Here is a 25,616-nt window from a genome sequence, read left to right on the forward strand (position 1 = left end):
AGATCCTCCGCCGCCCGCACGGCGCCCGGCAACCGGGTTTCCGGGTGGCGCGGCCCGAGGCAGCCGCCGCCGTGGTCAGAGTCGAGCCCGCAACGTGCCCCGGTCCAGCCCGAGTTCGCGCTCCGCCGTGGTGATCGCCATGTCGTCGAGCGTCGGGTGGTCGAGCCTGATGTCGGCGTCGGCGTTGGCGTAGGAGCCGAGCCCGTCCACGGTGACCAGGATGTGCAGGGCCGCGCCGAGGGCGTCGTCGGTGTCGAACTCCCCCGCCGCGACGCCCGCTTCGATCAGGGCGGTGAGCGCGGTACGGGTCACCGTCTCCTGGGCGCCGACCGCGTCGCGCAGTCCCTCCTTGAACCGGCTGAGGTGCCGGGCGTTCAACCACAACCGGCTCAGGTCGAGATACGTCCCGTCGGCCAGCCGGACCAGGAACCGGGCCAGCCGGTCGATCGGCGCCAGCCCCTCCTCGTCCGCCGGCAACAACGTGTCGCGCTCCTTCGTCGCCGCGTCCGTGAACGCCTCGGCGACCAGGGCGTCCGCGGCCGGGAAGTAGTGGCCGATCAGCCCCGGCCGCACCCCCAACTCGTCGGCGACCCGGCGCAGCGTGATGCGTTCCAGGCCCTCTTCGAGCGCGATCCGCGCGGCGGTGCGCAGGATCTCCGCGCGGCGCTCGTCGGGCAGCTTGCGAACGCGGGTGGGTTGAGGTCTTGACGCCATGGCCCACAGCTTATTGGATGTGCGACCATTAGCCAGTTGGCCATACGACCAATAACCGGCTCGGCCGGCCGACCCCCGAGAGGCCCCGATGACCACCACCAAGCGCACCCCCGACGCGAGACCGCAGGACATACCCGGTTCCGGATCCGCCGGGCATCGGGAAACGCGCGGCATCGACCAGGTCCCCGCCGACGAGCGCGGCGGACATCCGCGTCGGCTCTTCGCGGTCTGGGCCGCCCCGAACGTGAGCTATCTGAGCTTTGTCGTCGGCGCGACGCTGATCATCATGGGCCTGTCCCTCGCCCAGGCGATCGGGCTCATCCTCGCCGGCAACCTGCTGTGGATCTGTACCGGCGTGATCGCCGCCTCCGGCCCGGTCGCCGGCACCAGCGGGTCGGTGATCTCACGCGCCATGTACGGCGTCCTCGGCAACAAGGTGGTCCTGGTCCTGACCGGATGGCTGATCGCCGCGGCCTACCTCGCGCTGAACTGGTCGGCCGCCTCGGTCGCCGGCATCGGCCTGGCCGGACGATACGGCCTGCCCGACGACTCGGCCGTCGACGCCGCGGTGATCTGCGCGATCGCGGCCGGCACGATCCTGATCGCGATCTACGGATACGCCACGATCGTGCGCCTGTACTCCGGGCTCAGCGTGTTCCTGACCGTCGTGTTCATCGTGGTGACGGGCTACGTCCTCACCGAGACCGACTGGTCGTACACGCCGGCCGAACCGCTGCACGGCGCCGCCCTCGCCGCCGCGCTCGGCACCGGGTTCACCGTCATCGCCTCCACCCCGCTGTCCTACGCCAACAGCCCCGACCTGGCCCGCTACCTGCCGCGCGACAGCAACCCGTACGCCATCGCCGGCTGGACCGCCGTCGGCGCGTACCTGCCCAGCGTCGTCTTCACCACCGTGGGCGCCCTCGCCGCCACCGGCCTGGACATGAGCGACCCCGAGGCCGCGCTGGAAAGCATCCTGCCGGGCTGGTTCATCCCCGTCTTCGTGATCGCGGTCGTGGTCAACACGATGACCAACAACGGCATGACCGCCTACAGCGCGAGCCTGTCCATCCAGTCCGTCGGCGTCCGGCTCGCCCGCATCCCGGCCGTACTGATCATCGGCGTGCTCGGCACCGCCATGACGCTGTACGCGATCCTGGTCGTCGACTTCCTCGACAGCGTGCAGACGATGTTGCAACTCGTGGTCGTGGCGACCGGTCCGGCGATGGCGGTCGCGGTGACCGACCTGGTCCTGCGGCGCAACCGATACCACGGGGCCGACCTGCTCGAACAACGCCGCGGCGGGCCGTTCTGGTATCACCGCGGCGTGCACCCGGCGGGCGTCCTCGCGCTGATCGGCGGCGGCCTCGTCTCCGCGATGTGGGTGAACACCAGCTTCTGGACCGGGCCGATCGCCGCCGCGATGGCGGACGTGGACCTGGCCATCCCGTCCGGGATGATCACGGCCGCGGCGATCTACTGGGGCGTCGCCCGCGCGACCGGCTCGATCCCCAAGGTATGACCCCGCCAAGAGAACACCGAGCCCCCGAGCACCCGGCAAGACCGAAGGAACCCGCTTGTACGCCGACGTCATCCTGTTCGCCCGGCACCTCGAACAGCCCACCGCCACTCCCGCGGTCCCCGAGGGACCCGCGGCCCCCGACCCGCTCGACCGCGCCGACACCGTCGCCATCACCGGCGACCGCATCGTCGCCGTCGGCACCGCCGCCGACATCGCCGCGCTGCGCGGCCCCGACACCGTCGTGCACCGGTTCCCGGACGCGACCATCCTGCCCGGCCTCGTCGACGTGCACGCCCATCCGGTCTGGGGCTCGATCTCCATCGGCAGCGGCGTGGACCTGCTCGGCGCCGGCACCCTCGACCAGGTCTGCGATCGACTGGCCCGCGCCGTGCGCGAGCGGCCCGCCGACGCCTGGATCACCGGCTACGACCTCGACGTGAACGTCTTCGCCGGCGACCCGACCGGACTCGTCCTCGGCGAACGATTCCCCGGCGTGCCGATCTCCCTGATGACCCGCGACGCGCACGCCCTGGTCGTCAGCCCGCACGTGGTCGAGCTGATCGGCCTGACCGGCCGCGAGACCTTCACCGACGCCTCGTCCGTCGAGGTCGGCCCGGACGGCCGCCCGACCGGCTACATCGTCGAACTCCAGGCCATGGACCTGGTGTTCGCGCACTACCCCGAAGTACCCCTGGACACCGCCGCCGAGTTCGTCCGGGATCGGCTCGAACTGCTGGCCGCCGGCGGCCTGACCGGGCTGCACGCACTCGACTTCGCCGACCCGTCCGAAGAGGTGTACCGGCACATCGAGGCCCACGGCGACCTGCCACTGCGCATTCGCTGCTCCCCGCTCGTGCCGGCCGACTCCGGACCGGACGTCTGGCAGCGCGTGGCCGACCTCCAGGGTCGCCGCGGTCGGCGCTGGCACGTGGCGGGCGCCAAGTTCATGCTCGACGGCACCGCCGACAACGGCACCGCGTGGTTCGACCACCCCGACACCCACGGCGAGAACCGCGAACCGCTGTGGCGTGACGTCGAGGCGTACCGCGCCGCGATGCGGTTCTTCACCGAACGCGGCATCCCGACCGCGACCCACGCGATCGGCGACCGGGCGGTGCGATTCGCCCTCGACGTGATCGAGGAGGTCGGTCCGGTCGACCGGGCCCCGCACCGCATCGAGCACATCGAGTCCATCCCCGACGACCTCCTCGGCCGCTTCGCCGAACTCGACGTGGTGGCAAGCCTCCAGCCCGCGCACGCCACCCGGCACACCCGCGCCGACGGCACCGACAACTGGTCGCGCCGGATCGGACCCGACCGGGTCGCGCACGGCTGGCGTACCCGCGACCTGCTCGACCACGGCGCGGTGGTGGCACTCGGCTCGGACTGGCCGATCGGACCCGGCGACCCGCGCGTCGGCCTCGCCGACTGCCAACTGCGCCGCCCCGTCGAAGAGCCGAACTCCGCGCCCGTACAGCCCGATCAGGCGCTCACCGCCCGCGAGTGCTACGCCGGGATGACCGTCGCCGCCGCCCACGCCGCCGGCGCCGCCGCCGAACTCGGCCGGATAGCCCCGGACTTCCTTGCCGACCTCACCGTCTTCGCGGCCGATCCGCTCGCCCTCGCGCCCGAGGCGCAGGCCGCGAACGCCGTACTGGCCACCGTCGTCGGCGGCGAGGTCCGCCTCCACCCGCGCTCCCCGGAAGGACGCCCGTGACCACGCTCGAAGTCCCGCCCTCCCCTCGACCCCGTCGCCACGTCGCGGTCACCGCCGAGGACCCGCACACCCGCGGCGTCGCGCGCGGCGAACAGTTGCGCGACGGCATCCCCGCCGCACTCGACGCGTACGACCGCCTGTTCGCGCTCGGCGGCATCGCGCCGGACCGGGTGCGTGCCGACGCCGAACGCGCCCTCGACACGATCGGGCGCTTCCACGCCGGGGCCCGGGCCGAGATCGAGGGCATCGCGCACGGCGCCGGCCTCGACCCGTGGCGGGTGGCCGCGCTGAACGCGCGCACCGAGATCCTGGCCCGCAGCGCGGCCGTACCCCCGGGCGAGTGCACCACGATCGTGCGCCGCGTCGCGGGCGGGCCGGGGCGCGCGGCCCGGACGTTCGGCGTGCAGACGTGGGACTGGCACGTCGAACTGCGCGACCTGTGGCACACGGTGGAGTCGCGCGGCGGCCGGTACGACGTCGTCGGCATCACCGAACACGGCATCCTCGGCAAGATCGGCGTCAACAGTGCCGGTCTCGCCCTGCACTTCAACATCCTGGGCCACGAACGCGACGGCGTCGGCGGCGTGCCGATGCACGTCCTCGCCGCGATCGTGCTCGGCGAGGCCGGGGGCGTCGCGGAGGCCGTCGAGATGATCCGCGGCGCGCCCGTCGCCTCGTCCGGGTCGTTCGCGCTCTTCGACGAGGACGAGGCCGTGTTGCTCGACCTGAGCCCCGTCGGGGTGTTCGAGATCCGGCCGGAGCCGGTCGGGGGATACCTGCTGCGCACCAACCACTTCCTGACCCCGGTACCCGCCGAGGCGGAGAAGTCCCGGCTGTACCAGCCAGATTCGGGGCAGCGCTACGACTTCGTCCGGGACCGTCTCGCCCGCACCGAGCCGCCCGCCACGCCGGCCGGGCTGGCCCGGCTCCTGGTGACCGGACCGGGCGAGCCGCCGGTGACGTGCGTGCCGGATCCCGGCCGACCCCTCGGCGCCCGCTGGGCGAGCCTGGCCACCGTCACCCTGGAGCCGGCCGGCCGCACCGCCCACATCCTCGACGGCACCCCGGCCGACGCGGACTCCCGCCCCTGGCGCCGCCTCACGGCCTGAGCGGGTGGGTCGGCGCCGGCGGGGGACGGCCCCGACCCGCCCCCGGGGGCGATCGGTTACTCGGTCGTGTCCCGAACCGGGTCGGGCATGGTCCAGCGGTGCGCACGTCTGGGGTACAGGTAGGCGTAGTAGTAGAGGTATCCCGCCGCGACCATGGCCACGGCGATGCCGGCCGGGCGCCAGTCGGCGTCGATCGCCTCGTACAGGACGTAGGCCATCACGCCGATCGCGGCCACCGGGACCCACGGCCAGGCGGGCATCCGGTACGTCGCGTGGGCGGTCGCCCCGGAGATCCGGCCGTACAGCGCGGCGACGGCGACGAAGATGTACAGCAGCACCAGATTGGCGCCGGTGGCCAGGATCAGCTTGTCCAGCGGAACGAGCCAGGCGACGACGATCGCGGCGGCGCCCATCGACAGGGTGGCCGCGACGGGGGTGCGCAGGCGCGGGTGCACCGCGGCCAGCGGCCGGCCCACCACGTCGGGCCAGGCACGGTCGCGGGCGGACGAGTACACCAGTCGGCCGATCTGCAGCATGATCGCGATCACCGCGTTGACGATGGCGATCGCGATGCCGAGGCTGACGACGGTGTTCACCGTGTCGCCGCCGCGTTCGAGCAGGAAGTAGTTCATCGGGGACGGGGCCGCCATGAGGGCGCTGGTGCTCGGCGTGCCCAGGAGTACCGCCACCAGCGGCAGGCACTCCGCGACCACGGTGATCCCGAGCGACCACATCACGATCCGGCCGATCGAGGAGACCTCCCGGGTCTCCTCGGCGTAGTACACCGACGTGCCGTAGCCGTTGTAGGCGAACAGCGCACTGGCGGCGAAGGACGAGACGAGCCCGGCGGAGGCGCCGACGAGCACGCCGTCCTCGCCGAGCGCGTGCGGCGTCCAGAGCGTGGATATCGGCTGCTCGACGTTGACCAGGCCGAGCCAGGCCAGTACGGCGATGGCGGCGAGTTCGACGGCCAGGAACACCCCCGTCACCCAGGCGTTGGTGCGGATTCCGAGCACCGAGACGAGCGAGGCCACCGCGATCACGGCCAGACCGGTCCTCTTGCCGCCCAGCGAGTCCCAGACCACGCCCAGGTAGTCGCCTGTGCCCAGGGCGATCACCGCCACCGTCAGGACCCCGGCGAGCAGGGACAGCGCGAACAGCGCGAAGCCCGTGGCGCGGCCCAGGGTACGTGCCGCGAAGGCGTATTCGCCGCCGGTGATCGGGAAGGCGCTGGACAACTCCGCGTAGCAGAAGGCCATCAGCATCCCGGCGACGGCCGCGAGCGCGAAGGCCAGTGCCGCCGCGCCGCCGAGCCCGCTGATCACCGACGGCATGATGATGAAGACGCTCGACGCGGGCGTGACGGCGGACAGCGTGATGAACATGTTCTCGCGCAGACCCAGCGAACGGGACAGGTCCTGGGCGTAGGCCGGCGACTGCGACTGCGGCGGCGGGGTGCCGGCGGGCGGCCGGCTGCCCTGGGATTCGGCCATGTGGCTCCCTTGTCAGTTCTTTGACGCCGGAGTCAACGATATGGAAGAGTCCCACGTCAATAGGCTGACAATAATTTGGCACTGAAGACAAGGAACGGTGCATGGCACGTCCGAGGAATCAGACGGCGCGGCGCGAGCAGCTGGTCCACGCGGCCACCGAGGCGGTCGGCCGGCGCGGGCTGGCCCAGCTGCGGGTGGCCGACATCGCCGAGGTGGCGGGCGTCGCGCGAGGGTCGGTCAACTACTACTTCAGTGATCTGGGCGATCTGCTGCGGCAGGTCTACCGGCAGGCCGCGGACCGCTTCTACACGTCCCGCACCGACACCGCCTCCCGGCTGCCCGACGCCCGGGACAAGCTGGTGGCCTGCGCCCGGCTCGGGCTCCCGGCCGGTCCGGACGACGAACTCGCGCTGGTCCTGTACGAGTTCAGCGCCGCGGCCCGGGACGAGAGCGAATACGCCACGCTGGCGCAGAGCCTGTACGACCGTCAGGTGGCGATGTACGGCTCGATCCTGGAAATCGGGCGCGCGCAGGGCCACTTCCGGTTCACCGAGCCGATCCCGGACGTGGCCGCGAACCTGGTCACCCTGGAGGACGGTTACGGCCTGCACATCGTCGGCCGCAACTCCTCGCTGCCGCCCGAGCGGGCCCTGGCCCTGATCCTGGCGTCCGCCCGCCAGGCCACGAACTGCCCGGATCTGCGACCGGACCGGGTCGTCCCGGAACCGGAGTCGACCGGTCCCGACGCCGCTGCTCAGCACACCCCGGAAGGCACCGCGTGAACGTCCCCGCCGCATCCCCCCTCACCGCCACCCCGTCGGGACGGCCCCGCGCCCGAGCCCTGGGCATCCGCCTCGACGGCACCCCCGGGCCGGCCAACGCGCTCACCGACGTCCCCGGCGTCGAGATCGGCTACACCACCCTCGTCGAGGGCGCGTCGGTACGCACCGGCGTGACCGCCCTGCTGCCGCGCGGGCGCACGGGCGTAGGCTTGCCCTGTGCCGCGGGCCGCTATGCGCTCAACGGCAACGGCGAGATGACCGGCAGCAGTTGGCTCGACGAGACGGGCAGCCTGGCGGGCCCGGTACTGATCACCAACACCCACGCGGTGGGCCCCGTGCACCGCGGCGTGATCGACTGGACCGTCGCCAACCGGCCCGACCTCGCCCGGCAGTGGCTGCTGCCCGTGGTCGCCGAGACCTGGGACGGCTACCTCAACGACATCAACGGCCCGCACGTCCGCCCGGAACACGCGATCGCCGCGATCGACGCGGCCGCCGCGGGCCCGGTCGAAGAGGGCTGCGTCGGCGGCGGTACCGGCATGAACTGCTATGGCTTCAAGGGTGGTTCGGGCACCGCCAGCCGGATGGTCGAGTACGGCACGGCCCGCTACACGGTCGGGGCCTTCGTCCAGGCCAACTTCGGCGCGCGCCGCGAACTCGTCGTCGCGGGCGTACCGGTCGGCCGCCGGATGACCGAGGACAACCCGATGGAGGACACCGACTGGTTCGCCCCCGGCGGGGCGGGTTCGGTCATCGTGGTGGTCGGCACCGACGCGCCGCTGCTCCCGGGCCAGTGCACGGCGCTGGCCCGCCGGGTCCCGATGGGCCTGGCCCGCACCGGCACCACCGGCAGCCACTTCTCCGGCGACATCTTCCTGGCCTTCTCCACCGCCAACCGGGGTGCCCTGGCCAGTGGCTTCCCCCAGTCCCCGGCCACGGACGAGGACTACGACACGCTGCGCCACATCCCGTGGGGCCGCATCGACCCCTTCTACACGGCCACCGTCGAGGCGGTCGAGGAGGCCGTCCTCAACGCCCTGGTCACCGCCGAGGAGACCATCGGCCGCGAGGGCCACCGCACCCCGGCCCTACCGCACGCCCGCCTGCGCGCACTGCTCGAAGAGCGGAGCCACCCCACCGGCACCTGACCCGGCCGCTTCGCGGCGGCGGGTGACGCCACCCGCACAACGCCGCGCGGCGCCGACCCCGGGTGGGGTGGCGCCGCGCGGCGTGGGTGGATGCGTGGTGCTCAGACGTGGGCGGGCGCGTGAGCGGCGACCTCGCGGGCGGCCGGCCTGCGCAGAGCGAGCGCGGCCAGGGCGGTCAGCACGATGCCGGCGGCGGCCAGGTAGACGGCGGTGCGCAGGCCGTCGGCGGTGGCGACGCGCAGCGCCTCGCCGGTGTGCCCGCCCAGTCCGGCGTTGGCGATGGCGACCAGGAGGGCCAGGCCGACGGCGCCGCCGATCTGCTGGCTGGTGGAGGCGATACCGGAGGCGATGCCCTGGTCGGTGGGGTTCACCCCGGTCGAGGCGGCGCCGAACATCAGGGTGTAGCCCGCGCCCTGGCCGATGCCGAGGACGACGAGTCCGGGGATCAGGGCGGCGTACGACGCGTCGGCGGACATGGTCGGCGCGATGATCGCGGCGCCGGCGGCACCGGTCAGCAGCGAGGCGATCAGGACCGGGCGGATGCCGTACCGGGTGGCCAGCCGCCCCGCGGTCTGCGAGCCGACCGCGATGGCGGCCATCGGCACGAGGAAGGCCAGGCCGGTGCGCAGCGCGCTGTAGCCGTGCACGCCCTGGAAGTAGACGGTCAGGAAGTAGAGCAGGGTGCCGAAGGTGGCCATGTAGAGGAAGGTGACGCCGGTGCCGACGGTGAGGTTGCGGTTGGCGAACAGGCGCAGCGGCAACAGCGGGTCGGCGCTGCGGCGTTCGACGGCGACGAAGGCGGCGAGCAGGGCGAGGCCGGCGAGCGCGGCGCCGAGCACGTGGGCGGCGGTCCAGCCGGATTCGGGTCCCTGGACGAGGGCGTAGACGACGGCGGTGATGCCGACGGTGGAGGTGAGCGCGCCGGTCAGGTCGAAGGAACGGCCCCTGGTGCGCGGGGCGTCGGGGGTGATCAGCGGGAACGCGAGCGCGGCGGCGAGGGCGGCCAGGGGGACGTTGACGAAGAAGACCGATTCCCAGCCGAGGGACTGGGTCAGCACGCCGCCCAGGAGCGAGCCCAGGATCATTCCGCTGCCGCCGGCGGTGCCCCACACCGCGAACGCCCGGTTGCGTTCCCGCCCTTCGGCGAAGCTCGTGGACACGAGGGTGAGCGTGGCGGGGAAGAGGAAGGCGCCGCCGATGCCCTGGATCGCCCGGGCGGCGATCAACAGCGCGGGGGATCCGGCGAGTCCGCCGAGCAGGGACGAGACGGCGTAGAGCGACAGTCCGAGCGTGAACATCCGGCGCGGTCCGAACAGGTCGCTCGCCCGGCCGCCGAGGAGCAGGAATCCGCCGAAGGCCACGGCGTAGGCGCTGATCACCCACTGGAGATTCTGCGCCGAGAAGCCGAGCCCGGTGCCGATCTCGGGGAGCGCGACGTAGACGATGTTGTAGTCGATCGAAATGATCAGTTGGGCAAACGCCAGCAGCGCGAGCACGAGCCCCGGCCGACGGCGGGAGGGCGTCTGGGCGATGGTGGTGCCGCCGCCGGTTTCGGCGGCTGCGGCGGTCGTGCGGCTTGGCGTGGCGACTCGGGGCGACATGGTGTGGCCTGTTCTGTGCGGCGTGGTCTGCCTGGTGGCAAGAACAAACCTAGAAGCCGGATCGACCAGTCACATGGTGCATTCGGAGCATGGATTCGTGGGTCAATTTCCCTTGTGCCGTCGATGGATGTCCACCGCGACGGCCAGGTCCTCCCAGGACATCCCGACGCTCTTGAAGAACCGCGGCCGGTCCTTCGGGACCGTCGCCTCCCCCCGGACCAACTCCGCGAGGTTCACCCCGGCGTCGCGGGTCCCGTCCCACCCGGCGAGGAGCAGGTCGCCGGCCTCCTTCGCGGCGGCGGAGCGCGCCTCGACGTACACGGCGGAGCGCCGAACCAGCGCGGTGTCGACCTCCCGCGCCGTCGGCTCGTGTGAGCCCACCGCCACCACGGCCGCGTGGGCGGGGATCAGCGTGCCGTCGAACAGCGGCTCGCGGGCCGTGGTCGCGCACACCACGATGTCGGCGTCGGCGACCGCGTCCGGCGTCCCGACCGTCGCCGCGAGGCCGAACGCGCGGGCGTGCTCGACCAGTTCCCGGGCCGCCTCGACGCGTCGCGCGACCACCGTGAGCCGGCTCAGCGGCCGCACGGCGAGCAGGGCCGCCAGGTGCCCGTACGCCTGCGGCCCCGTACCGAAGAGCACCAGGTGCGCGGCATCGGCGACGGCCAGCCGCCGGACGGCGACGGCGCTGACCGCGGGCGTCCGCAGCGTGGTCAGCGCGGCGCCGTCGAACAGGGCCAACGGTCGCAGGGTGGGCCCGTCGAGGAGCAGGTAGCTGCCGGTGATCCGGGGCAGCCCCCGGGCCGGATTGCCGACGGCGACCCCCGCGATCTTGACGCCCACGTGCGACGACCCGGCCGCGGGCATCAGAAGCAGTTCCCCGGCGGGTACGGCCACGCTCGACCGGGGCGGTGCTCCTTCCGGATCGAGTCCGGCGAGCAGCGTGCGCTCGATCGTCCCGATCGCCTGGGCGGGGGTCGACACGACCGGAATCGTGGGCGGTTGCTCCGCGGCGGTCACAGCAGGAACCCCGTCCCGAGCGAGTCGTCGGCATCCAGCAGGAACCGATGCTCGCCGGTGCGGTACGCCGTGCCGGTGACCTCGGTGACCACCCCCGCGGCATGCGTCCCGACCACCCTGCCGGTGAAGACCGTGCCGATGATCGACTCGTGGCGCAACTCGTCGCCCGTCGCGATCCGACCGCTGTCGGCGAGCAGCGCCAGCCGCGCGGACGTGCCCGAACCGCACGGGGACCGGTCGATCTGGCCGTCGGCGAACACGGTGACGTTGCGCTGGTGGAGTCCGGTCCCGGTGTCCGGCAGTTCCTCGTGGAGGATGACGCCGTAGACCCCGGACAGGCGCGGGTCGTCGGGATGCCGGGTGGCGGGCTCGTCGGCGAGCGCGGCGCGGATCTCCCGGCCGATCGCGGTGATCTCGGGCAGTTGCTCCGGGGTGACGGCGAGGCCGAGCGAGGTCGCCGAGACGGAGGCGTAGCAGGCCCCGGAGTGGGCGAGGTCGACCTGTACCGGGCCGCGCGAGGTGGTCACCGGGATCTTCCGGGCGGCGATGCCGGTGGGTACGTTGCGGAAGGTCACCGAGGTGGTGCGCCCGGCGCGGCGGTGCACGATGGCGGTGACCCGGCCCGAGGGAACGTCGATGTACACCCGCGCCGTTCCGTCCGCCGGCGCCGCCACGCGCCCCGAGTCGACCGCCCACGCGCCGAGCGCGATGGTGCCGTGGCCGCAGGCGGTGGAGTAGCCGTCCTTGTGCCAGAACAGCACCCCGAGGTGCGCCTCGCCGTCGTCCGGCGGAACCACGAACCCCCCGTACATGCCGCCGTGTCCGCGCGGTTCGCGGGTGAGCAGTCGGCGGATGTCGTCGAGCGGGCCTGGTCGCGGCGCGGTGGCGGTGCCCCCCGCCCCGATCACGATCGCCCGCCGCTCGGCCACGGTGTCCCCGGCGACGGTGGGCAGCCCTTGGGAGACGATCCGGAAGGGTTCGCCGGCGGCGTGGTAGTCGACGGTCTCGATGGCGGCGATCACGATGCGGGCGCCTTCTTCCTGGGCGGGGTTGGGGAGTTGCGAGGCACGGCCGGATGGCGCGCCATCGATCCCCGGTAAGGTGTGACATGGTATTGACACATCCCAGACGCCCGCAAGCACCTCCCCGGCATCACCCGCACGAGCCGACCCCGCGCGGCCGGCAGCGGGAGCCCGGGGCGCCCGGCCTCAGCCGGCCGTCGGGCCGATCCGCACCCGATCGTGCTCGCCGTCGGACAGGAACGACGCCAACGCCCGCCCCTCCTCGTCCACGCCGGCGTGTTCGGCCCGGGACAACGACCGCAGCGGGGTGACCGTCACCGCCCCGCCCTCGACGCCCCACGTCGCGCCGACCCGGCCGTCGAGCAGGACCACACGCACGCCGGCGACCGACAGGCCCCGGTGCGCGTCGTCGACGATGCGACTGCGGTCGTCGTAGCCGAGGAGCGCGTTGTCGAAGGCGGGGAGGAAGCGCACCGGGGCGGGGGTGTCCGGGTCGGGGCGCGGCGCGTCGGGCAGGTCCAGCAGTTCGCGCCCCCGCTCGTCCCGGAACGAGACCAGTTCCGCGCGTACCGCGGCGACCGCGCGCGGCAGGCCCGCGAGGCCGCACCAGGCGCGCAGGTCCGCCGAGGCGGCGGGGCCGAACGCGGCCAGATAGCGCCGTACCAGCGCTTCGCCGACCGGATCCAGGTCCGCCGGGGCCGGCGGGTCGACCTCGCGCCCCAGCCACGAGGAGACGAGCGCGTTGCGCACGCCCGCCCGGGTCCGCCACACCCCGCGCGGCGGAAGCTGCACCACCGGGACGAGCGCGATCAGCATCTCCCCCAGCGCCCTCGGCGACACGTCGGGCCGACGATCGGCGAGCGCCCGGGCGAACTCCGACATCGAACGCGCCACCCCGTCGGCCATCACCTCCCGGCCCTCCGCGGCCAGTTCGTCGAGATCGATCCCGTGCAGCTCACGGCGGTACACGCCCATCACCCGCTGCCGCAACATCGGATCGTGGCGGGCCCGCCAGGCCAACGCGTCGGCGGCGGTGACCAGGTGCACGGTCCGGCGCATCAGATGGGTGCGCACCACGCCGCGTCCGGTCACCAGGTCGGACAGCGTCGCCGGGTCGAACGCGCGCAACCGCGACCAGAGCCCGACGAACGGCTCCTGCGGTTCCTGCGCCTGGAGACCGCCGACGTGCGCGACGGCCGCCGCCGGCGGCAGGTCGGCCCGATCGAGCAACAACTGCCGCGCCAGGGTCGCCCGGTTGAGCGCCCGCGTGCCGAGAACGGTCATCGCACCCGGCCGCCCTTCGTTTCCCCACCCACGATCACGACCGATCCCCGCCTCTCCTCGCGCCCATGCCCACAGCCTCCCATCGGTAGCGGTCGGCTTGTGACCGCGACCCGAGGGCGACAGGGCCCCGGGTACAAGGCCTCGGCCCGCCTGCCCTCCCTGCTCCGGGCGTCCGTGGTCCAGGGCGCAGTGCCGAGCCGGGACGCACCCGGCCCCCGCCCCTTCAGCCCCCCACGTAGTCCGCGAGGTGCTCCGCGGTCACCGTCGACCGGGCCGCGACCAGATCCGCCGGCGTGCCCTCGAACACCACCCGCCCACCGTCGTGCCCGGCCCCGGGCCCGAGGTCGATGATCCAGTCGGCGTGCGCCATCACCGCCTGGTGGTGCTCGATCACGATCACCGACTTGCCCGCGTCGACCAACCGGTCCAGCAGCCCGAGCAGTTGCTCGACGTCGGCCAAATGCAGGCCCGTGGTCGGCTCGTCCAGGACGTACACCCCGCCCCTGTCGCCCATGTGCGTGGCCAGCTTGAGCCGCTGCCGCTCGCCACCGGACAGCGTGGTCAGCGGCTGCCCCAGACCGAGGTAGCCGAGCCCGACGTCGGCGAGCCGGCCGAGGATGGTGTGCGCGGCCGGCGTGTGCGCCTCGCCCGCGCCGAAGAACTCCCGCGCCTCGTCCACCGACATCGCCAACACCTCGCTGATGTCGCGCCCGCCCAGGTGGTATTCCAGCACCGAGGCCTCGAACCGCCTGCCCTCGCACTCCTCGCACACACTCGCCACGGAGGCCATCATCGCCAGGTCGGTGTAGACCACGCCGACCCCGTTGCAGGTGGGGCAGGCACCTTCGGAGTTGGCGCTGAACAGGGCCGGCTTCACCCCGTTCGCCTTCGCGAACGCCTTGCGAATCGGGTCGAGCAGTCCGGTGTACGTCGCCGGATTGCTGCGCCGCGAACCCCGGATCGGCCCCTGGTCGACCGACACCACACCCTCGCCGGCGGCCGACGATCCGCCCACCAGCGAGCCGTACACGAGCGAACTCTTTCCGGAGCCGGCGACCCCGGTGACCACCGTGAGCACCCCCAGCGGCACGTCCACGTCGACGTCGCGCAGGTTGTGCGTGGCCGCGCCGCGGATCTCCAGCGCGCCGGTGGGCTTGCGTACCCGCTCCTTGAGCCTGGCCCGGTCGTCGAAGTGCCGGCCGGTGACGGTGTCGCTCTTGCGCAACTCGTCCACCGTGCCCTCGAAGCAGACCGTGCCGCCCGCCGAACCGGCACCGGGGCCGAGGTCGATCACGTGGTCGGCGATCCCGATCGTCTCCGGCTTGTGCTCCACCACGAGCACCGTATTGCCCTTGTCCCGCAGACGCAGCAGCAGGTCGTTCATCCGCCTGATGTCGTGCGGGTGCAGGCCGACGGTGGGCTCGTCGAAGACGTACGTGGTGTCGGTGAGCGCGGAGCCGAGGTGGCGGATCATCTTGACCCGCTGCGCCTCGCCGCCGGAGAGCGTGCCCGACGCCCGGTCGAGCGAGAGGTAGCCGAGGCCGATCTCGACGAACGAGTCGAGGGAGTGCCCGAGGTTGGCGAGCAGCGGCGCCACCGACGGCTCGTCGATGCCCCGGATCCACTCCGCCAGATCGCTGATCTGCATCGCGCAGGCGTCGGCGATGCTCACCCGCTTGATCCGCGACGACCTGGCCCCCTCGCTCAGCCGAGTGCCGCCGCACTCGGGACAGGTTCCGAACGTCATCGCCCGCTCCACGAACGCCCGGATGTGCGGCTGGAGCGCGTCGATGTCCTTGGCCAGCATCGACTTGCGGATCTTCGGGATCAGCCCCTCGTAGGTCAGGTTGATCCCGTCGACCTTGATCTTGGTCGGCTCCTTGTGCAGGAGGTCGTGCAATTCCTTCTTGGTGAACCTGCGGATCGGTTTATCCGGGTCGAAGAAGCCGCAGCCGCCGAAGATCCGGCCGTACCACCCCTCCATGCTGTAGCCGGGGACGGTGAGCGCGCCCTCGTTGAGCGACTTGGAGTCGTCGTAGAGCTGGGTGAGGTCGATGTCGGAGACGGTGCCCCGGCCCTCGCAGCCCGGACACATGCCGCCGGTGCGCTGGAACGACGCCTTCACCGCCTTCTTGGCGCCGCGCTCGACGGTGATCGCGCCGCTCGCCCGGACCGAGGGCACGTTGAACGCGTACGCGCTGGGCGGGCCGATGTGCGGCTTGCCGAGTCGGCTGAACAGGATGCGCAACATCGCGTTGGCGTCGGTGGCGGTACCGACCGTGGAGCGCGGGTCGGAGCCCATGCGCTGCTGGTCGACCAGGATCGCGGTGGTCAGCCCTTCGAGGACGTCCACCTCCGGCCGGGCCAGGGTCGGCATGAAGCCCTGGACGAAGGCGCTGTAGGTCTCGTTGATCAGCCGCTGGGACTCCGCGGCGATCGTGCCGAAGACGAGCGAGCTCTTGCCCGAGCCGGACACACCGGTGAACACGGTCAATCGACGCTTGGGGATCTCGACGTCGATGTCCTTGAGGTTGTTCACCCGGGCGCCGTGCACGCGGATCAGATCGTGGGTGTCGGCGGCGTGCGGCGCGGGCGACCGCGGATTCGTCCTGGGTGCCTTGCTCATCCTGACTCCTGTGCTCACGGTCGGGCGTTGTGCCGGCGGGTCGGCGGTGCGTGGCGATCACGCTAGCCGCCGACTCCGCGACCGTGCTTCTTCATTCCCGATCGATTCGATCACGGACCGAGCGACGCGCCGCGTACCGAAAGGAATTGGGCCCTCGCGTGGCAAACCTCTAGCGTACGAGCCTGTGAACAGCAGATTGCGGGACATCGCGGCCGTAAACGCCCGGATCGTCGCCACGGGCGAATACTCGACTCCCTACGGCACGGTCCGGGTGGGGCCCGCGCTGCACGCGGCGATGTCCAACACCGTCGGCCATCCCCCGGACGGCCCGCTCGCCCCGCACCCGGTCGGCGCCGGGCCGTCGACACGGTTCCGGGTGACCGGCGAGGGCAGCCTCCAGGCCGCGCGGCGCCTGTCCGGGTCGGGCTCGGGCACCGGCCCGATCGCGGTGCTCAACTTCGCCTCCGCGCGCAACCCCGGCGGCGGCTATCTGCGCGGTGCCCGGGCCCAGGAGGAGGACCTGTGCCGCAACAGCCTGCTGTATCCCTGCCTGTTGCGAGCCCCCGACTACTACGCCGCCCATCGCGCCGGACCCGATCTGCTCTACAGCGACCGGGTCATCTGGTCCCCCGACGTCCCGGTGCACCGCGACGAGCACGGCCGCCTCCTCGACGAGCCGTTCCCGGTGTCGTTCCTGACCTGCGCCGCCCCCAACGCCGGCGAGACCCTGCAACGCGACCCCGCCGCGCACGGCCGCATCCGGGAGACCCTGCGCCGCCGCGCGGGCCGCGTCCTGACGGTGGCCCACCATCACGGCGCCCGCCGACTGGTCCTGGGCGCCTGGGGGTGCGGGGTATTCCGCAACGACCCGCGCGAGGTCGCCGGCGCGTTCCACGAACATCTCGCCCCCGACGGCCCCTTCGCGGCGGCCTTCGAACACGTCGTCTTCGCCATCCACGACCCCTCCCCCGACTCGCCGAACCGCACGGCGTTCACCGAACGCTTCGGCGCCGCGGCGGCCGACCGGAGCTGAGCCGGTCCCGGGCGACCTGCTCGGCGCGGGCCTGCCCGTCAGCCCTTCGCAGCCGCGTATACGGCCGCGACGGCGTCGGCGATCGGGCCGGCCGGGTCGCGCCCGGGGTCGCGCCGGGCCAGGCCGTCGTACACCTCGAAGCCGGTGAGCTGCCAGACGACGTCGACCGTCTCGGCCCCGGCCTCCACCCCCCGGGCCGCCAGGAGCGAGCCGAGCGCGGTGCGGCGCATGTCGTCGCGCTCGCGCAGCAGTCGGTCGAGTTCGGCGTCCAGCACCGCCATGCCGCGCAGCCTGCGGATCACCACCGGGTCGGCGGCCCAGAAGCGACAGAAGGTCTCGGTGAACCGGCGCAGCGCCGCGTCCGCGTCGGGCGCGGCGAACGCCTCGGACAGGTCGACGCCCGCCCGCGTGGCCAGCCCGTCGAAGAGGGCTTCGAGCAGGCCGGCCTTGGTGCCGAAGGCGTTGTAGACGGTCTGGCGGGACACATCCGCCGCCTTGGCGATGCCGTCGAGCGTGATCTGGGCGGGCGTGGCGGCCGAGAGCAGCGAGCGGGCGGCGGTCAGGATGCGCTGTCGGGTGTCCTCGGCTGCGGCCTGGCGTTTGTCGGACCTGTACTCACGCGGACTCACGCGGCTTGCCCCTTCCATGATTTTGGATTTACTGTCTGTCCATTGAATTCTACGCGACCTCGCGGATCGCGGATACCCCGGCCTGCCCGGGCGTCCCGGTCCGCCGGATTCGCATCCCCACATCACCTCGACCCGGGAGTGCACCATGTCCACCCCTCAGCAGCCCCTCGCCGACCGCGTCGCGATCGTCACCGGTGCGAGTCGCGGCATCGGCGCGGCCACCGCCCGCGCCCTGCACCGCGCCGGCGCACGGGTCGTGCTCGCCGCCCGCGACGCGGACGCGCTGACCGCCCTGGCCGACGAACTCGACGCGGCCGGCGGCCGGGCGCTGGCCGTACCGACCGATGTCACCGACCCCGGCGCCGTCGAGCGACTGGTCGCCACCGCCGTCGACCGCTTCGGCCGGCTGGACGCGGCGGTCAACAACGCCGCGGGCGGCGGCCACCCGCCCACCCCGCTCGCCGACGTCGACGTGGCCGACTTCGACAGCGCCTTCGCCGTCAACCTCCGCGGCGTCTTCCTCGCCCTGAAGTACGAGATTCCCGCCATGCTCGCGAGCGGCGACGGCGGTGCCATCGTCAACATGTCCTCCACCGCCGGTCTCCAGGCGGTCGGCGGGCTGGCGGGGTATGTCTCCAGCAAGTTCGGCCTGATCGGGCTCACCCGCACCGCCGCGCTCGACTACGCCGACGCCGGCATCCGGATCAACGCGCTCGCGCCGGGCCCGATCCACACCGAGCAGCTGGAGGCCGCCGGAGAGCAGGCCCGGCAGGCCGCCGCCCAGGCCATGCCGATGCGCCGGATCGGTCTGCCCGACGAAGTCGCCGCGGCCGTGGTGTGGTTGTGCTCCGACGAGTCCTCGTTCATCACCGGCGCCACCCTGCCGATCGACGGCGGCAAACTCGCGGGCGCACCGCCCTTCCGCCGCCCCGCCGGCGGCCGGCCGCAGACGAACCCGACCGCGCCGTGAACCTGCTCGTCGTGGGCGCCGCCGGCGGCACGGGCATGCGGCTCGTCGCACAGGCCCTGGTCGCCGGCCACCACGTCACCGCCCTCGCCCGCGATCCGGGACGCATCACCGCCCGACACGAGAACCTGCACGTGGTCGCCGGGGACGCCCTGGATCCGGCCACGATCGACGCGGTCGTTCCCGGCCACACCGCCGTACTCAGCGCGCTCGGCGCCACCACCCGCTCGCCCACCACGATCTACTCGCGGGGCACGGGCAATCTGCGCCGCTCGATGACCGCCGCGGGCGTCCGGCGCCTGGTCTGCCTCTCCTCCGGCGCACTCGGCTCGGGCGCCGGGATGCCGGCGGCCCAGCGCCTGGTCACCAAGCTCGTCGTCAAGCCCCTGCACCGGCACGCGTATGCCGACATGCACCGCATGGAGGAGGACCTTTCCGACGCCCACCGGCTCGACTGGACCGTGATCCGCGTCCCGATGCTCACCAACGGACCGCGCACCGGCACCTACCGGTACAGCCCCGACGACACGCGGCCCCTGGATCGTCCGACCCGGCTCTCCCGCGCCGACCTGGCCGACTTCATCCTCGGCCACATCGACGACCGCGAGATCTTCGCGACCCGGGTCGCCATCTCGTACTGACCCGCGCCGACGACGCCCGGAAAGCCGCCGAGGGGCCGGCCGTCCACCGGCCCCTCGACCGGCGTCAGCCCTCGCCCCGGAAGCGGTGGTGCAGCGCGCGGACCTCCTCGGCCAGTCCGGGGACCGGGCCCTCCACCACGAGCCCGGGCACGATCTCCGCGATCGGCAGGGCGCGTACGGGGGAGGCCGACACCCCCAGTTCGGCCAGCCACTCGCCGGTCTGCTCGGCCGAACTGACGTAGACGATGCGGCCGAGGCCCACCCAGCCGTGGGCCGCCGCGCACATCGGGCAGTGCTCCCCGGAGGTGAAGACGGTGGCCGCCGCCCGCTCCGGGGGCGTCAGGTGCGCGGCCGCCCAGCGGGCCAGTTCGATCTCGGGGTGGCGGGTCGGATCCCCGGTGCTGCGCTCGCGGTTGCGGTCCTCGGCGAGGACGGTGCCGTCCGCGGCGACCAGGACCGAGCCGAACGGCTCGTCGCCGGCCGCCACGGCCTCGGCGGCCAGGTCCACACAGCGGCGCAGATGGATCAGTTCGTCGTCCGACACGGTCATCGCGTCTCCGTCATCTCGCTTCGGTGGAATCGGCGGGCGGGGTGCGATCGCCGTTGGGGGTACGCAGTCGCTCGGCCACCCGGGCCAACATGCGCCACGCGGCGCCGGGGTGCCGGGTCTCGTTCGGGTCGCCGTCGAGCGGATCGAGCACGACGGTCTCGGCGCCCAGGCCGTGCAAACCGTCCAGATCGTCGAGAACCTGCTCGATCGTGCCCACGCCCGCGAGCCGTGTGGCATCCGGCAGCGGCTCGTCGGTGACATGCAGCGCGATCCTCGGCACCAGCCCCGGCGTCGCCCGCCCCTCCCCCTCGGCGATGTCGCGCATCCGGTCCACCGCCGCGTGCATCCACGGCATGGTGCGGCGCAGCGGGTGCCAGGCGTCGCCCAGGCGCACCGCGCGGCGGATGCCCGCATCGCTGTTGCCGCCGACCCAGATCGGGATACCGCCCGCGCGGTAGTCGTCCTCGCCGCCCGCCCACGCGGCGCGCATCGCCGCGAGGTGCTCGTCGGTGGTCCTGCCCCGGCGCTCGAACGGCAGCCCGAGCGCGGCGAACTCCTGCCGCGCCCAGCCGACGCCCACGCCGAGCACCAGGCGCTCGTCGCTCAACCGGTGCAGGTTGGCGGCCATCCGGGCGACGAGCAGGGGGTGTCGGTAGGGGACGATGAGCACCGTGGTGCCCAACCGAACCCGCCGGGTGACGCCGGCCAGCCAGGCGAGCGTGGTGAAGGGTTCGTAGAAGGGGGCGGGGTACTGCTCCGCGACGTCGGGCGTGATCGCGATGTGGTCGGAGACCATCAGCAGGTCGAATCCCAGCCCCTCCACGGTCTGTGCCCAGTCGCGCAGCATGCCGGGATCCGTGCCGGGGCCGAAATTGGGGACGTTGACACCGAGTTGCATGGATCGAGGCTATCCGGCGGCAACCCGTCGGCTGAAGACATAATTCGTGCCCTTCCGGCCGGATCGCCGTGGATCCGCCGGTAGTCTGGCCGAATGACCGAGGATCTCGATGCCACCGACTGGGCCATCCTGAGCGAGTTGCAGCGCGACGGTCGCATCCCGCTGACCGAACTCGGGCGTCGGGTCAGCCTGAGCGCGTCCGCCACGACCGAGCGGGTCAAGCGCCTGGAGGCGGTCGGCGTGATCACCGGCTACCGGGCGGAGGTCGACCTCGCCCGGGCCGGCTTCGCCGTGCTGGCCGTGGTGCGCCTGAAGTACCCCGGAAGTCGGCACGGCCCGCTGCACCGCCTGCTCGAGGAGCGGCGGGAGATCCTGGAGTGCCTGCGCACCACAGGCGAGGACTGCTACACGCTCAAGGTGGCGGCCACGTCGATGCCGCACCTGGAGGCGATCGTCAACCGTCTCGCGCAGTTCGGCAGCACCACCACGAACATCGTCTACAGCCAGACGCTCACGTATCGCGGTCCCGCCCGCCCCACCCCGCCCGGCGACGACCGGGACGGGGAGCGCGCGGCGGACTGACGTCCCGGGGTCGGCTACTCGACGACGAGTTCGACCGGGATGTTGCCCCGGGTGGCGTTGGAGTACGGGCAGACCTGGTGGGTGGCCTCGATCAGGGCCCGACCCTGCTCGGCGGACAGGTGCTCCGGCAGTTCCACGCGCAGCGTCACACCCAGCCCGAAGCCGCCGTCGCCGTTCGGGTTCAGGTCGACCTCCGCCGTGACGGACGCGTCGGCGGCGTCCACTCCCTGGCGCTTGGCCACCAGTTGCATCGCACTGGCGAAACAGGCCGAGTAGCCGGCCGCGAACAACTGCTCGGGGTTGGTGCCGATCCCGTCGCCGCCGAGTTCCCGCTGCAGGCCCAGCTTGACGTCGAGCTGCCCGTCGGAGCTGACCGCCCGGGCGTCCCGTCCGGCCGAGGTCGCGATCGCGGTGTACAGGCTCATGGTGGTCCCGCCTTCTCCAGGTGATGGCACAGATCCGAGTAGTGGTAGACAGATCTGTCTGTTCGGTTGATGGATCCGACGGTAGACAGACCTGTCTGGTAAAGTCAAGGCGTGCCCACGACGACCTCCGATCGACCCCGCGAGAGCCCGGCCCGCCGCCGCGTGCTCGACACCGCGAGCGTGCTCTTCTACGCGGAGGGCGTGCATGCCGTGGGGGTGGACCGGATCATCGCCGAGGCGGCTGTCGCGAAGGCGACCTTCTACCACCACTTCCCGGCCAAGGACGCGCTCGTCCACGCGTATCTGACCGAGCAGTTCGAGGCGCAGCGCCGGACCGTCGCCGACTTCCTCGCCGACTCCGCCGACCTGCCGGCGCGCGAGGTCCTGGTGCGGCTCTTCGACCTGATCGTCGAGGTCGGCCGCAAACCCGACTTCCGGGGCTGCCCGTTCATCAACGCCGCCGCCGAATTCCCGGAGGTCGCCCATCCGGTCCGCGGCGCGATCCTGGACCACCGGGCCTGGTTCCGCACGACGGTGGCCGACCTGCTGACCGCCGCCGGCGACGCCCGTGCCCGCACCACCGCCGACATCCTGATGCTGCTGCGCGACGGCCTGGCGGTCGGCTGCTACCTGGACGACGCCGACGCCATGCGCCGGATCGTCCGCGACGCGCTCGACCGGGTCCTGGGCACGCCCGGCGACCCGACGCGATAGCCGGCCCCCACGCCGGTTGCCGCCACGCCGATCGCGGCGCGGCGACAACGGGCAAATCGGCCGACCGGGTTCGCGGGGCGGGCCCGCCGCTACCGCGCGGCCGACGCCTCCTCCTCGGGCGGCGGCGCCCGGGTGGTCAGCGCCCTCGGGCCGGCCGCCCGCTTTCCGCGGAACGCCGCCTCCACGGTGTCGCCCGGCACGGCGTCGGCCGTGCCGATGTTGCTCGTGTTCGCCATCGAGATGACACCGCGACCGCCGTCCCGGGTGGTGAACACGTAGGTGTAGTAGCCCCGGAGGGTCCCGGTGCGCCCGTACACCGGGATCCCGCAGGACAGGTCCCGGCACCGCAGGCCCAGGCCGTGGAAGCGCGTCCCCTAATCGTCGCTGGGCGTCATCTCCACCATCTGCTCCAACAGATCGGCGCACACCAGCCGCCCCCGAGCAGCGCGGACACGAACCGCGCCGGGGGTTGCGCTCCGCACCCTCCGCGGCTTCGCGCCGTGCGTGTGTGCGGGCCGCTCCCGGGTGAACACACCTACGCTGCCTGCAGGTGGCGTGGCCGTGCGGAGCGAGATCGGGAATCGCGGAGGCGAATGTGGTGCGTGACGGTGGGAGATTCGACGTCGTCGTGGTCGGCGGCGGCCACAACGGCCTGGTCGCCGCCGCCTACCTGGCGCGGGCGGGGCGCTCGGTCGTGGTGGTGGAACGGCTCGACGAGGTCGGCGGCGCGGCGGTGTCGGCCCGGCCGTTCCCCGGGGTCGACGTGCGATTGTCGCGCTACTCGTACCTGGTCAGCCTGCTGCCCCGAAAGATCGTCGAGGACCTGCGGCTGCCCCTGGTGACGCGGCGTCGGCGGATCGGGTCGTACACCCCGCGCGGCGCCGACGGCCTGCTCGTGGACACCGAGGACCGGGCGGGCACCCGGGCCGAACTGACCCGGTTCGCCGGCGTACGCGACGCCGACGCGTGGGAGCGGTTCGGCGCGGCCACCGGCCGGCTGGCCGAGCGGGTGTTTCCCACGCTCACCGAACCGCTGCGCTCCGAGGCCGAGTTCCGTCGCCTCGTGGACGATGAGCGGATCTGGGACGCGGTGTTCGGACAACCCCTGTCGGGCCTGATCGAGGCGGAGTTCGCCGACGACACGGTGCGCGGCGTGGTCGCCACCGACGCCCTGATCGGCACGTTCGCCCCGATGCACGACCCCGCGCTGCGGCAGAACCGGTGTTTCCTCTACCACGTGATCGGCGGCGGTACGGGCGACTGGGACGTCCCGGTGGGCGGCATGGGCGCGGTCACCGCAAGCCTTGCCGACGCGGCGCGGGCGGCGGGCGCACACCTGCGCACGGGCGCGACGGTGACCGCCGTGAACCCCGACGGCGAGGTGTCCTACACGATCGGCGACACGGAGTATCGCGTGGCGGGCGGACACGTCCTGGCCGCCGTCGCGCCGCGGACGCTGGGCCGACTGCTGGGCGAGCCGGCCGACGGCCCGGCGCCGGAGGGGTCACAGCTCAAGGTCAACATGGTGCTGGCCCGGCTGCCGCGCCTGCGTGATCCGCGGGCCGATCCGCGGCGGGCGTTCGCGGGCACCTTCCACGTCAACGAGGGTTATGCCCACATCGCCGACGCGTACGAGCAGGCCGCGGCCGGACGCGTGCCGACGCTGCCGCCCGGCGAGATGTACTGCCACACCCTCACCGACCCCTCGATCCTCGGCCCCGGGCCCCGGGCCGCCGGGGTGCACACACTGACCCTGTTCGGCCTGCACATGCCTGCCCGCCTGTTCGCCGGCGACCACGACGACGCCCGGGCGAAGGCGCTGCGCGCGATGCTCGACTCCGTCGACGACGTGCTCGCCGAGCCGATCGAGGACTGTCTGCTGCGCGACGCGAACGGTGATCCGTGCCTGGAGGTGCACACGCCGTTCGACCTCGCGGACGAACTCGGGCTGCCCGCCGGGCACATCTTCCACCGCGACCTGTCCTGGCCGTACACGCCGAACGGCGAACCGCCCGGGACGTGGGGCGTCGAGACGGCCCACGAGCGCGTCCTGCTGTGCGGCGCCGGCGCCCGGCGCGGCGGCGGGGTGAGCGGCGTCCCCGGCCACAACGCGGCGATGGCGGTACTGCGCGGGCCGGCCCGCGCCCCGGGCGAGCGTCGGCGGGGCGACGCGTCCAGGTAGGTCGGCACGGCGAGTACCCGGCCGTGCCCGGTCAGGCGTTCTTGACCGCCACTCCGCCGTACATCGCGATGTCCGCGTCGCGGATCTCGGGCGCGTCCGGGTCCGGGCGCCAGTGGTGCACCAGCGTCACTCCGGGGTCCAGCAACTCGTAGCCGTCGAAGAAGGCGAGCGTTTCCTTCCGGTCCCGGATCTGGAGCGGGATGCCGCGCGCGTTGTACTCGCGCCCGACCCCGCCGACGCCCACCGGGTCGGTGTCGCCGGTGAACACGGTCAGCACCAGGAAGCTGCCCGGGGCGAGTTCGTCCATCAGGCGCCGCACCAGGCCCTGCGGGTCGTCCCGGTCGAGCACGAAGTGCACGATCGCGACCAGGGACAGTGCCACCGGCTTCGACAGATCGAGCACCTCGCGCAACTGCGGGGCGTCGATGATCGAGTCGATGTCGCGCAGGTCGGCGTCGACATAGCAGGTGCGGCCCTCGGGGGTACTCGACATCAGCGCCCTCGCGTGGGTCAGCACGATCGGGTCGTTGTCGACGTAGGCGACCCGTGCCTCGGGGGCGATGCCCTGCGCGATCTCGTGCACGTTCGGCGAGGTCGGGATCCCGGTGCCGATGTCCAGGAACTGCCGTACGCCGTACCGCTCGGTGAGGTGTCGCACCGCCCGCTGCATGAAGGTGCGGGTGGTGCGCATCGAGATCGGCAGGGCCGGCCACGCCTCCACCGACGCCTTCGCGGCCACCCGGTCGGGTTCGAAGTTGGTCTTCCCGCCGATGAGGTAGTCGTAGACGCGGGCCGAATGCGGGACGTCCAGCCGCAGATCGACCACCGGCCAGGGTTCCTCGCGCGGATCCCGCGACATCCACTCCGCTTCCGACATCCCTCGCCTCTTCCCTCGGGTCACCCAGGCAACCAACCGCCTCATCGGCACGCCGTGCTCTGCATGGTAACCGGCACGCC

General features: G+C 72.8%; 24 protein-coding genes. 11 read left to right on the top strand and 13 right to left on the bottom strand.

Going from position 1 to position 25,616, the window contains the following annotated elements:
• Positions 1-75: 75 nt before the first annotated feature.
• Positions 76-714: a TetR family transcriptional regulator gene (locus B4N89_RS44060; RefSeq protein ID WP_201261175.1), complete on the bottom strand. Its 639-nt coding sequence runs from the start codon at positions 712-714 to the stop codon at positions 76-78.
• 88 nt (positions 715-802) lie between these two features.
• Between B4N89_RS44060 and B4N89_RS44065 the strand changes: the two genes are divergently transcribed.
• Genes B4N89_RS44065 through B4N89_RS44075 form a run of 3 tightly spaced genes read left to right on the top strand, consistent with a single transcriptional unit; the run spans position 803 to position 5,062 of the window.
• On the top strand, positions 803-2,236 hold the full coding sequence (locus B4N89_RS44065) for a purine-cytosine permease family protein (protein ID WP_078982229.1): 1,434 nt from the start codon (positions 803-805) through the stop codon (positions 2,234-2,236).
• A gap of 55 nt (positions 2,237-2,291) precedes the next feature.
• The gene (locus B4N89_RS44070) at positions 2,292-3,953 is read left to right on the top strand and encodes an amidohydrolase (RefSeq protein WP_235619341.1); all 1,662 of its coding nucleotides are present in this window, start codon (positions 2,292-2,294) and stop codon (positions 3,951-3,953) included.
• Positions 3,950-5,062, top strand: coding sequence for a C45 family autoproteolytic acyltransferase/hydolase (locus B4N89_RS44075; RefSeq protein WP_078982230.1), 1,113 nt, complete (start codon positions 3,950-3,952; stop codon positions 5,060-5,062). The genes B4N89_RS44070 and B4N89_RS44075 overlap by 4 nt, the downstream gene beginning before the upstream one ends.
• A gap of 56 nt (positions 5,063-5,118) precedes the next feature.
• Here B4N89_RS44075 and B4N89_RS44080 read toward each other — a convergent pair whose 3' ends face one another.
• Entirely contained in the window at positions 5,119-6,555 is a 1,437-nt protein-coding gene (locus B4N89_RS44080) for an APC family permease (RefSeq protein ID WP_078982231.1), read from the bottom strand.
• Positions 6,556-6,656: 101 nt separating this feature from the next.
• Between B4N89_RS44080 and B4N89_RS44085 the strand changes: the two genes are divergently transcribed.
• Entirely contained in the window at positions 6,657-7,337 is a 681-nt protein-coding gene (locus tag B4N89_RS44085; RefSeq protein WP_078982232.1) for a TetR/AcrR family transcriptional regulator, read from the top strand.
• Positions 7,334-8,485: a P1 family peptidase gene (locus B4N89_RS44090; protein ID WP_078982233.1), complete on the top strand. Its 1,152-nt coding sequence runs from the start codon at positions 7,334-7,336 to the stop codon at positions 8,483-8,485. Before B4N89_RS44085 ends, B4N89_RS44090 begins: the two co-directional genes overlap by 4 nt.
• 101 nt (positions 8,486-8,586) lie before the next feature.
• Here the strand turns inward: B4N89_RS44090 and B4N89_RS44095 are convergent, their stop codons facing one another.
• The 5 genes from B4N89_RS44095 to B4N89_RS44115 all read right to left on the bottom strand — a co-directional run bounded on the left by B4N89_RS44095 (position 8,587) and on the right by B4N89_RS44115 (position 16,038).
• Complete coding sequence (locus B4N89_RS44095) at positions 8,587-10,086, bottom strand: MFS transporter (RefSeq protein WP_078982234.1); 1,500 nt, start codon at positions 10,084-10,086, stop codon at positions 8,587-8,589.
• A gap of 102 nt (positions 10,087-10,188) precedes the next feature.
• Positions 10,189-11,070 carry an ornithine cyclodeaminase family protein gene (locus B4N89_RS44100; protein ID WP_235619342.1) on the bottom strand — a complete coding sequence of 294 codons (882 nt, stop codon included), beginning with the start codon at positions 11,068-11,070 and terminating at the stop codon, positions 10,189-10,191.
• A 32-nt stretch (positions 11,071-11,102) separates the two neighbouring features.
• Complete coding sequence (locus B4N89_RS44105) at positions 11,103-12,131, bottom strand: proline racemase family protein (RefSeq protein ID WP_078982424.1); 1,029 nt, start codon at positions 12,129-12,131, stop codon at positions 11,103-11,105.
• A 183-nt stretch (positions 12,132-12,314) separates the two neighbouring features.
• Complete coding sequence (locus tag B4N89_RS44110) at positions 12,315-13,412, bottom strand: winged helix DNA-binding domain-containing protein (protein WP_078982236.1); 1,098 nt, start codon at positions 13,410-13,412, stop codon at positions 12,315-12,317.
• 223 nt (positions 13,413-13,635) lie between these two features.
• Entirely contained in the window at positions 13,636-16,038 is a 2,403-nt protein-coding gene (locus tag B4N89_RS44115; protein WP_078982237.1) for an ATP-binding cassette domain-containing protein, read from the bottom strand.
• A gap of 184 nt (positions 16,039-16,222) precedes the next feature.
• Between B4N89_RS44115 and B4N89_RS44120 the strand changes: the two genes are divergently transcribed.
• Positions 16,223-17,071: a TIGR02452 family protein gene (locus tag B4N89_RS44120; RefSeq protein WP_078982238.1), complete on the top strand. Its 849-nt coding sequence runs from the start codon at positions 16,223-16,225 to the stop codon at positions 17,069-17,071.
• A 38-nt stretch (positions 17,072-17,109) separates the two neighbouring features.
• Here B4N89_RS44120 and B4N89_RS44125 read toward each other — a convergent pair whose 3' ends face one another.
• Complete coding sequence (locus B4N89_RS44125; protein ID WP_161501029.1) at positions 17,110-17,700, bottom strand: TetR/AcrR family transcriptional regulator; 591 nt, start codon at positions 17,698-17,700, stop codon at positions 17,110-17,112.
• A 145-nt stretch (positions 17,701-17,845) separates the two neighbouring features.
• Here B4N89_RS44125 and B4N89_RS44130 point away from each other — a divergent pair, with 145 nt between their 5' ends.
• Together B4N89_RS44130 and B4N89_RS44135 are read left to right on the top strand one after the other, a co-directional pair.
• A complete protein-coding gene (locus B4N89_RS44130) occupies positions 17,846-18,670 on the top strand; it encodes an SDR family NAD(P)-dependent oxidoreductase (RefSeq protein WP_078982240.1) in 825 nt (274 codons plus the stop codon).
• Positions 18,667-19,308: an NAD(P)-dependent oxidoreductase gene (locus B4N89_RS44135; protein ID WP_078982241.1), complete on the top strand. Its 642-nt coding sequence runs from the start codon at positions 18,667-18,669 to the stop codon at positions 19,306-19,308. The genes B4N89_RS44130 and B4N89_RS44135 overlap by 4 nt, the downstream gene beginning before the upstream one ends.
• A gap of 64 nt (positions 19,309-19,372) precedes the next feature.
• On the opposite strand, the gene B4N89_RS44140 is transcribed toward B4N89_RS44135, so the two are convergent.
• Positions 19,373-19,858 carry a nucleoside deaminase gene (locus tag B4N89_RS44140; protein ID WP_078982242.1) on the bottom strand — a complete coding sequence of 162 codons (486 nt, stop codon included), beginning with the start codon at positions 19,856-19,858 and terminating at the stop codon, positions 19,373-19,375.
• Positions 19,859-19,868: 10 nt separating this feature from the next.
• Positions 19,869-20,756, bottom strand: a complete 888-nt coding sequence (locus B4N89_RS44145) for an LLM class flavin-dependent oxidoreductase (protein ID WP_078982243.1) — start codon at positions 20,754-20,756, stop codon at positions 19,869-19,871.
• A 93-nt stretch (positions 20,757-20,849) separates the two neighbouring features.
• On the opposite strand from B4N89_RS44145, the gene B4N89_RS44150 reads away from it, so the two are divergent.
• Complete coding sequence (locus B4N89_RS44150; RefSeq protein ID WP_078982244.1) at positions 20,850-21,338, top strand: Lrp/AsnC family transcriptional regulator; 489 nt, start codon at positions 20,850-20,852, stop codon at positions 21,336-21,338.
• A gap of 14 nt (positions 21,339-21,352) precedes the next feature.
• Here B4N89_RS44150 and B4N89_RS44155 read toward each other — a convergent pair whose 3' ends face one another.
• Complete coding sequence (locus B4N89_RS44155) at positions 21,353-21,763, bottom strand: organic hydroperoxide resistance protein (protein ID WP_078982245.1); 411 nt, start codon at positions 21,761-21,763, stop codon at positions 21,353-21,355.
• A 111-nt stretch (positions 21,764-21,874) separates the two neighbouring features.
• On the opposite strand from B4N89_RS44155, the gene B4N89_RS44160 reads away from it, so the two are divergent.
• A complete protein-coding gene (locus B4N89_RS44160; protein WP_078982246.1) occupies positions 21,875-22,477 on the top strand; it encodes a TetR/AcrR family transcriptional regulator in 603 nt (200 codons plus the stop codon).
• 89 nt (positions 22,478-22,566) lie between these two features.
• Here B4N89_RS44160 and B4N89_RS44165 read toward each other — a convergent pair whose 3' ends face one another.
• A complete protein-coding gene (locus B4N89_RS44165; protein ID WP_078982247.1) occupies positions 22,567-22,794 on the bottom strand; it encodes a hypothetical protein in 228 nt (75 codons plus the stop codon).
• A 278-nt stretch (positions 22,795-23,072) separates the two neighbouring features.
• Between B4N89_RS44165 and B4N89_RS44170 the strand changes: the two genes are divergently transcribed.
• Complete coding sequence (locus B4N89_RS44170; RefSeq protein WP_235619343.1) at positions 23,073-24,659, top strand: phytoene desaturase family protein; 1,587 nt, start codon at positions 23,073-23,075, stop codon at positions 24,657-24,659.
• Between the two features lie 31 nt (positions 24,660-24,690).
• Here B4N89_RS44170 and B4N89_RS44175 read toward each other — a convergent pair whose 3' ends face one another.
• Positions 24,691-25,536: an SAM-dependent methyltransferase gene (locus tag B4N89_RS44175; protein ID WP_414646478.1), complete on the bottom strand. Its 846-nt coding sequence runs from the start codon at positions 25,534-25,536 to the stop codon at positions 24,691-24,693.
• Positions 25,537-25,616 lie beyond the last annotated feature (80 nt).

Origin of the sequence: Embleya scabrispora (assembly GCF_002024165.1) — a bacterium.
Classification (GTDB): Bacteria; Actinomycetota; Actinomycetes; order Streptomycetales; family Streptomycetaceae; genus Embleya; species Embleya scabrispora_A.

Coding starts and splice junctions, on each gene's coding strand:
- B4N89_RS44060 (WP_201261175.1), bottom strand. CDS start 714: ATGGCGTCAAGACCTCAACCCACCCGCGTTCGCAAGCTGCCCGACGAG.
- B4N89_RS44065 (WP_078982229.1), top strand. CDS start 803: ATGACCACCACCAAGCGCACCCCCGACGCGAGACCGCAGGACATACCC.
- B4N89_RS44080 (WP_078982231.1), bottom strand. CDS start 6,555: ATGGCCGAATCCCAGGGCAGCCGGCCGCCCGCCGGCACCCCGCCGCCG.
- B4N89_RS44085 (WP_078982232.1), top strand. CDS start 6,657: ATGGCACGTCCGAGGAATCAGACGGCGCGGCGCGAGCAGCTGGTCCAC.
- B4N89_RS44095 (WP_078982234.1), bottom strand. CDS start 10,086: ATGTCGCCCCGAGTCGCCACGCCAAGCCGCACGACCGCCGCAGCCGCC.
- B4N89_RS44110 (WP_078982236.1), bottom strand. CDS start 13,412: ATGACCGTTCTCGGCACGCGGGCGCTCAACCGGGCGACCCTGGCGCGG.
- B4N89_RS44115 (WP_078982237.1), bottom strand. CDS start 16,038: ATGAGCAAGGCACCCAGGACGAATCCGCGGTCGCCCGCGCCGCACGCC.
- B4N89_RS44130 (WP_078982240.1), top strand. CDS start 17,846: ATGTCCACCCCTCAGCAGCCCCTCGCCGACCGCGTCGCGATCGTCACC.
- B4N89_RS44140 (WP_078982242.1), bottom strand. CDS start 19,858: ATGACCGTGTCGGACGACGAACTGATCCATCTGCGCCGCTGTGTGGAC.
- B4N89_RS44145 (WP_078982243.1), bottom strand. CDS start 20,756: ATGCAACTCGGTGTCAACGTCCCCAATTTCGGCCCCGGCACGGATCCC.
- B4N89_RS44150 (WP_078982244.1), top strand. CDS start 20,850: ATGACCGAGGATCTCGATGCCACCGACTGGGCCATCCTGAGCGAGTTG.
- B4N89_RS44155 (WP_078982245.1), bottom strand. CDS start 21,763: ATGAGCCTGTACACCGCGATCGCGACCTCGGCCGGACGGGACGCCCGG.
- B4N89_RS44175 (WP_414646478.1), bottom strand. CDS start 25,536: ATGTCGGAAGCGGAGTGGATGTCGCGGGATCCGCGCGAGGAACCCTGG.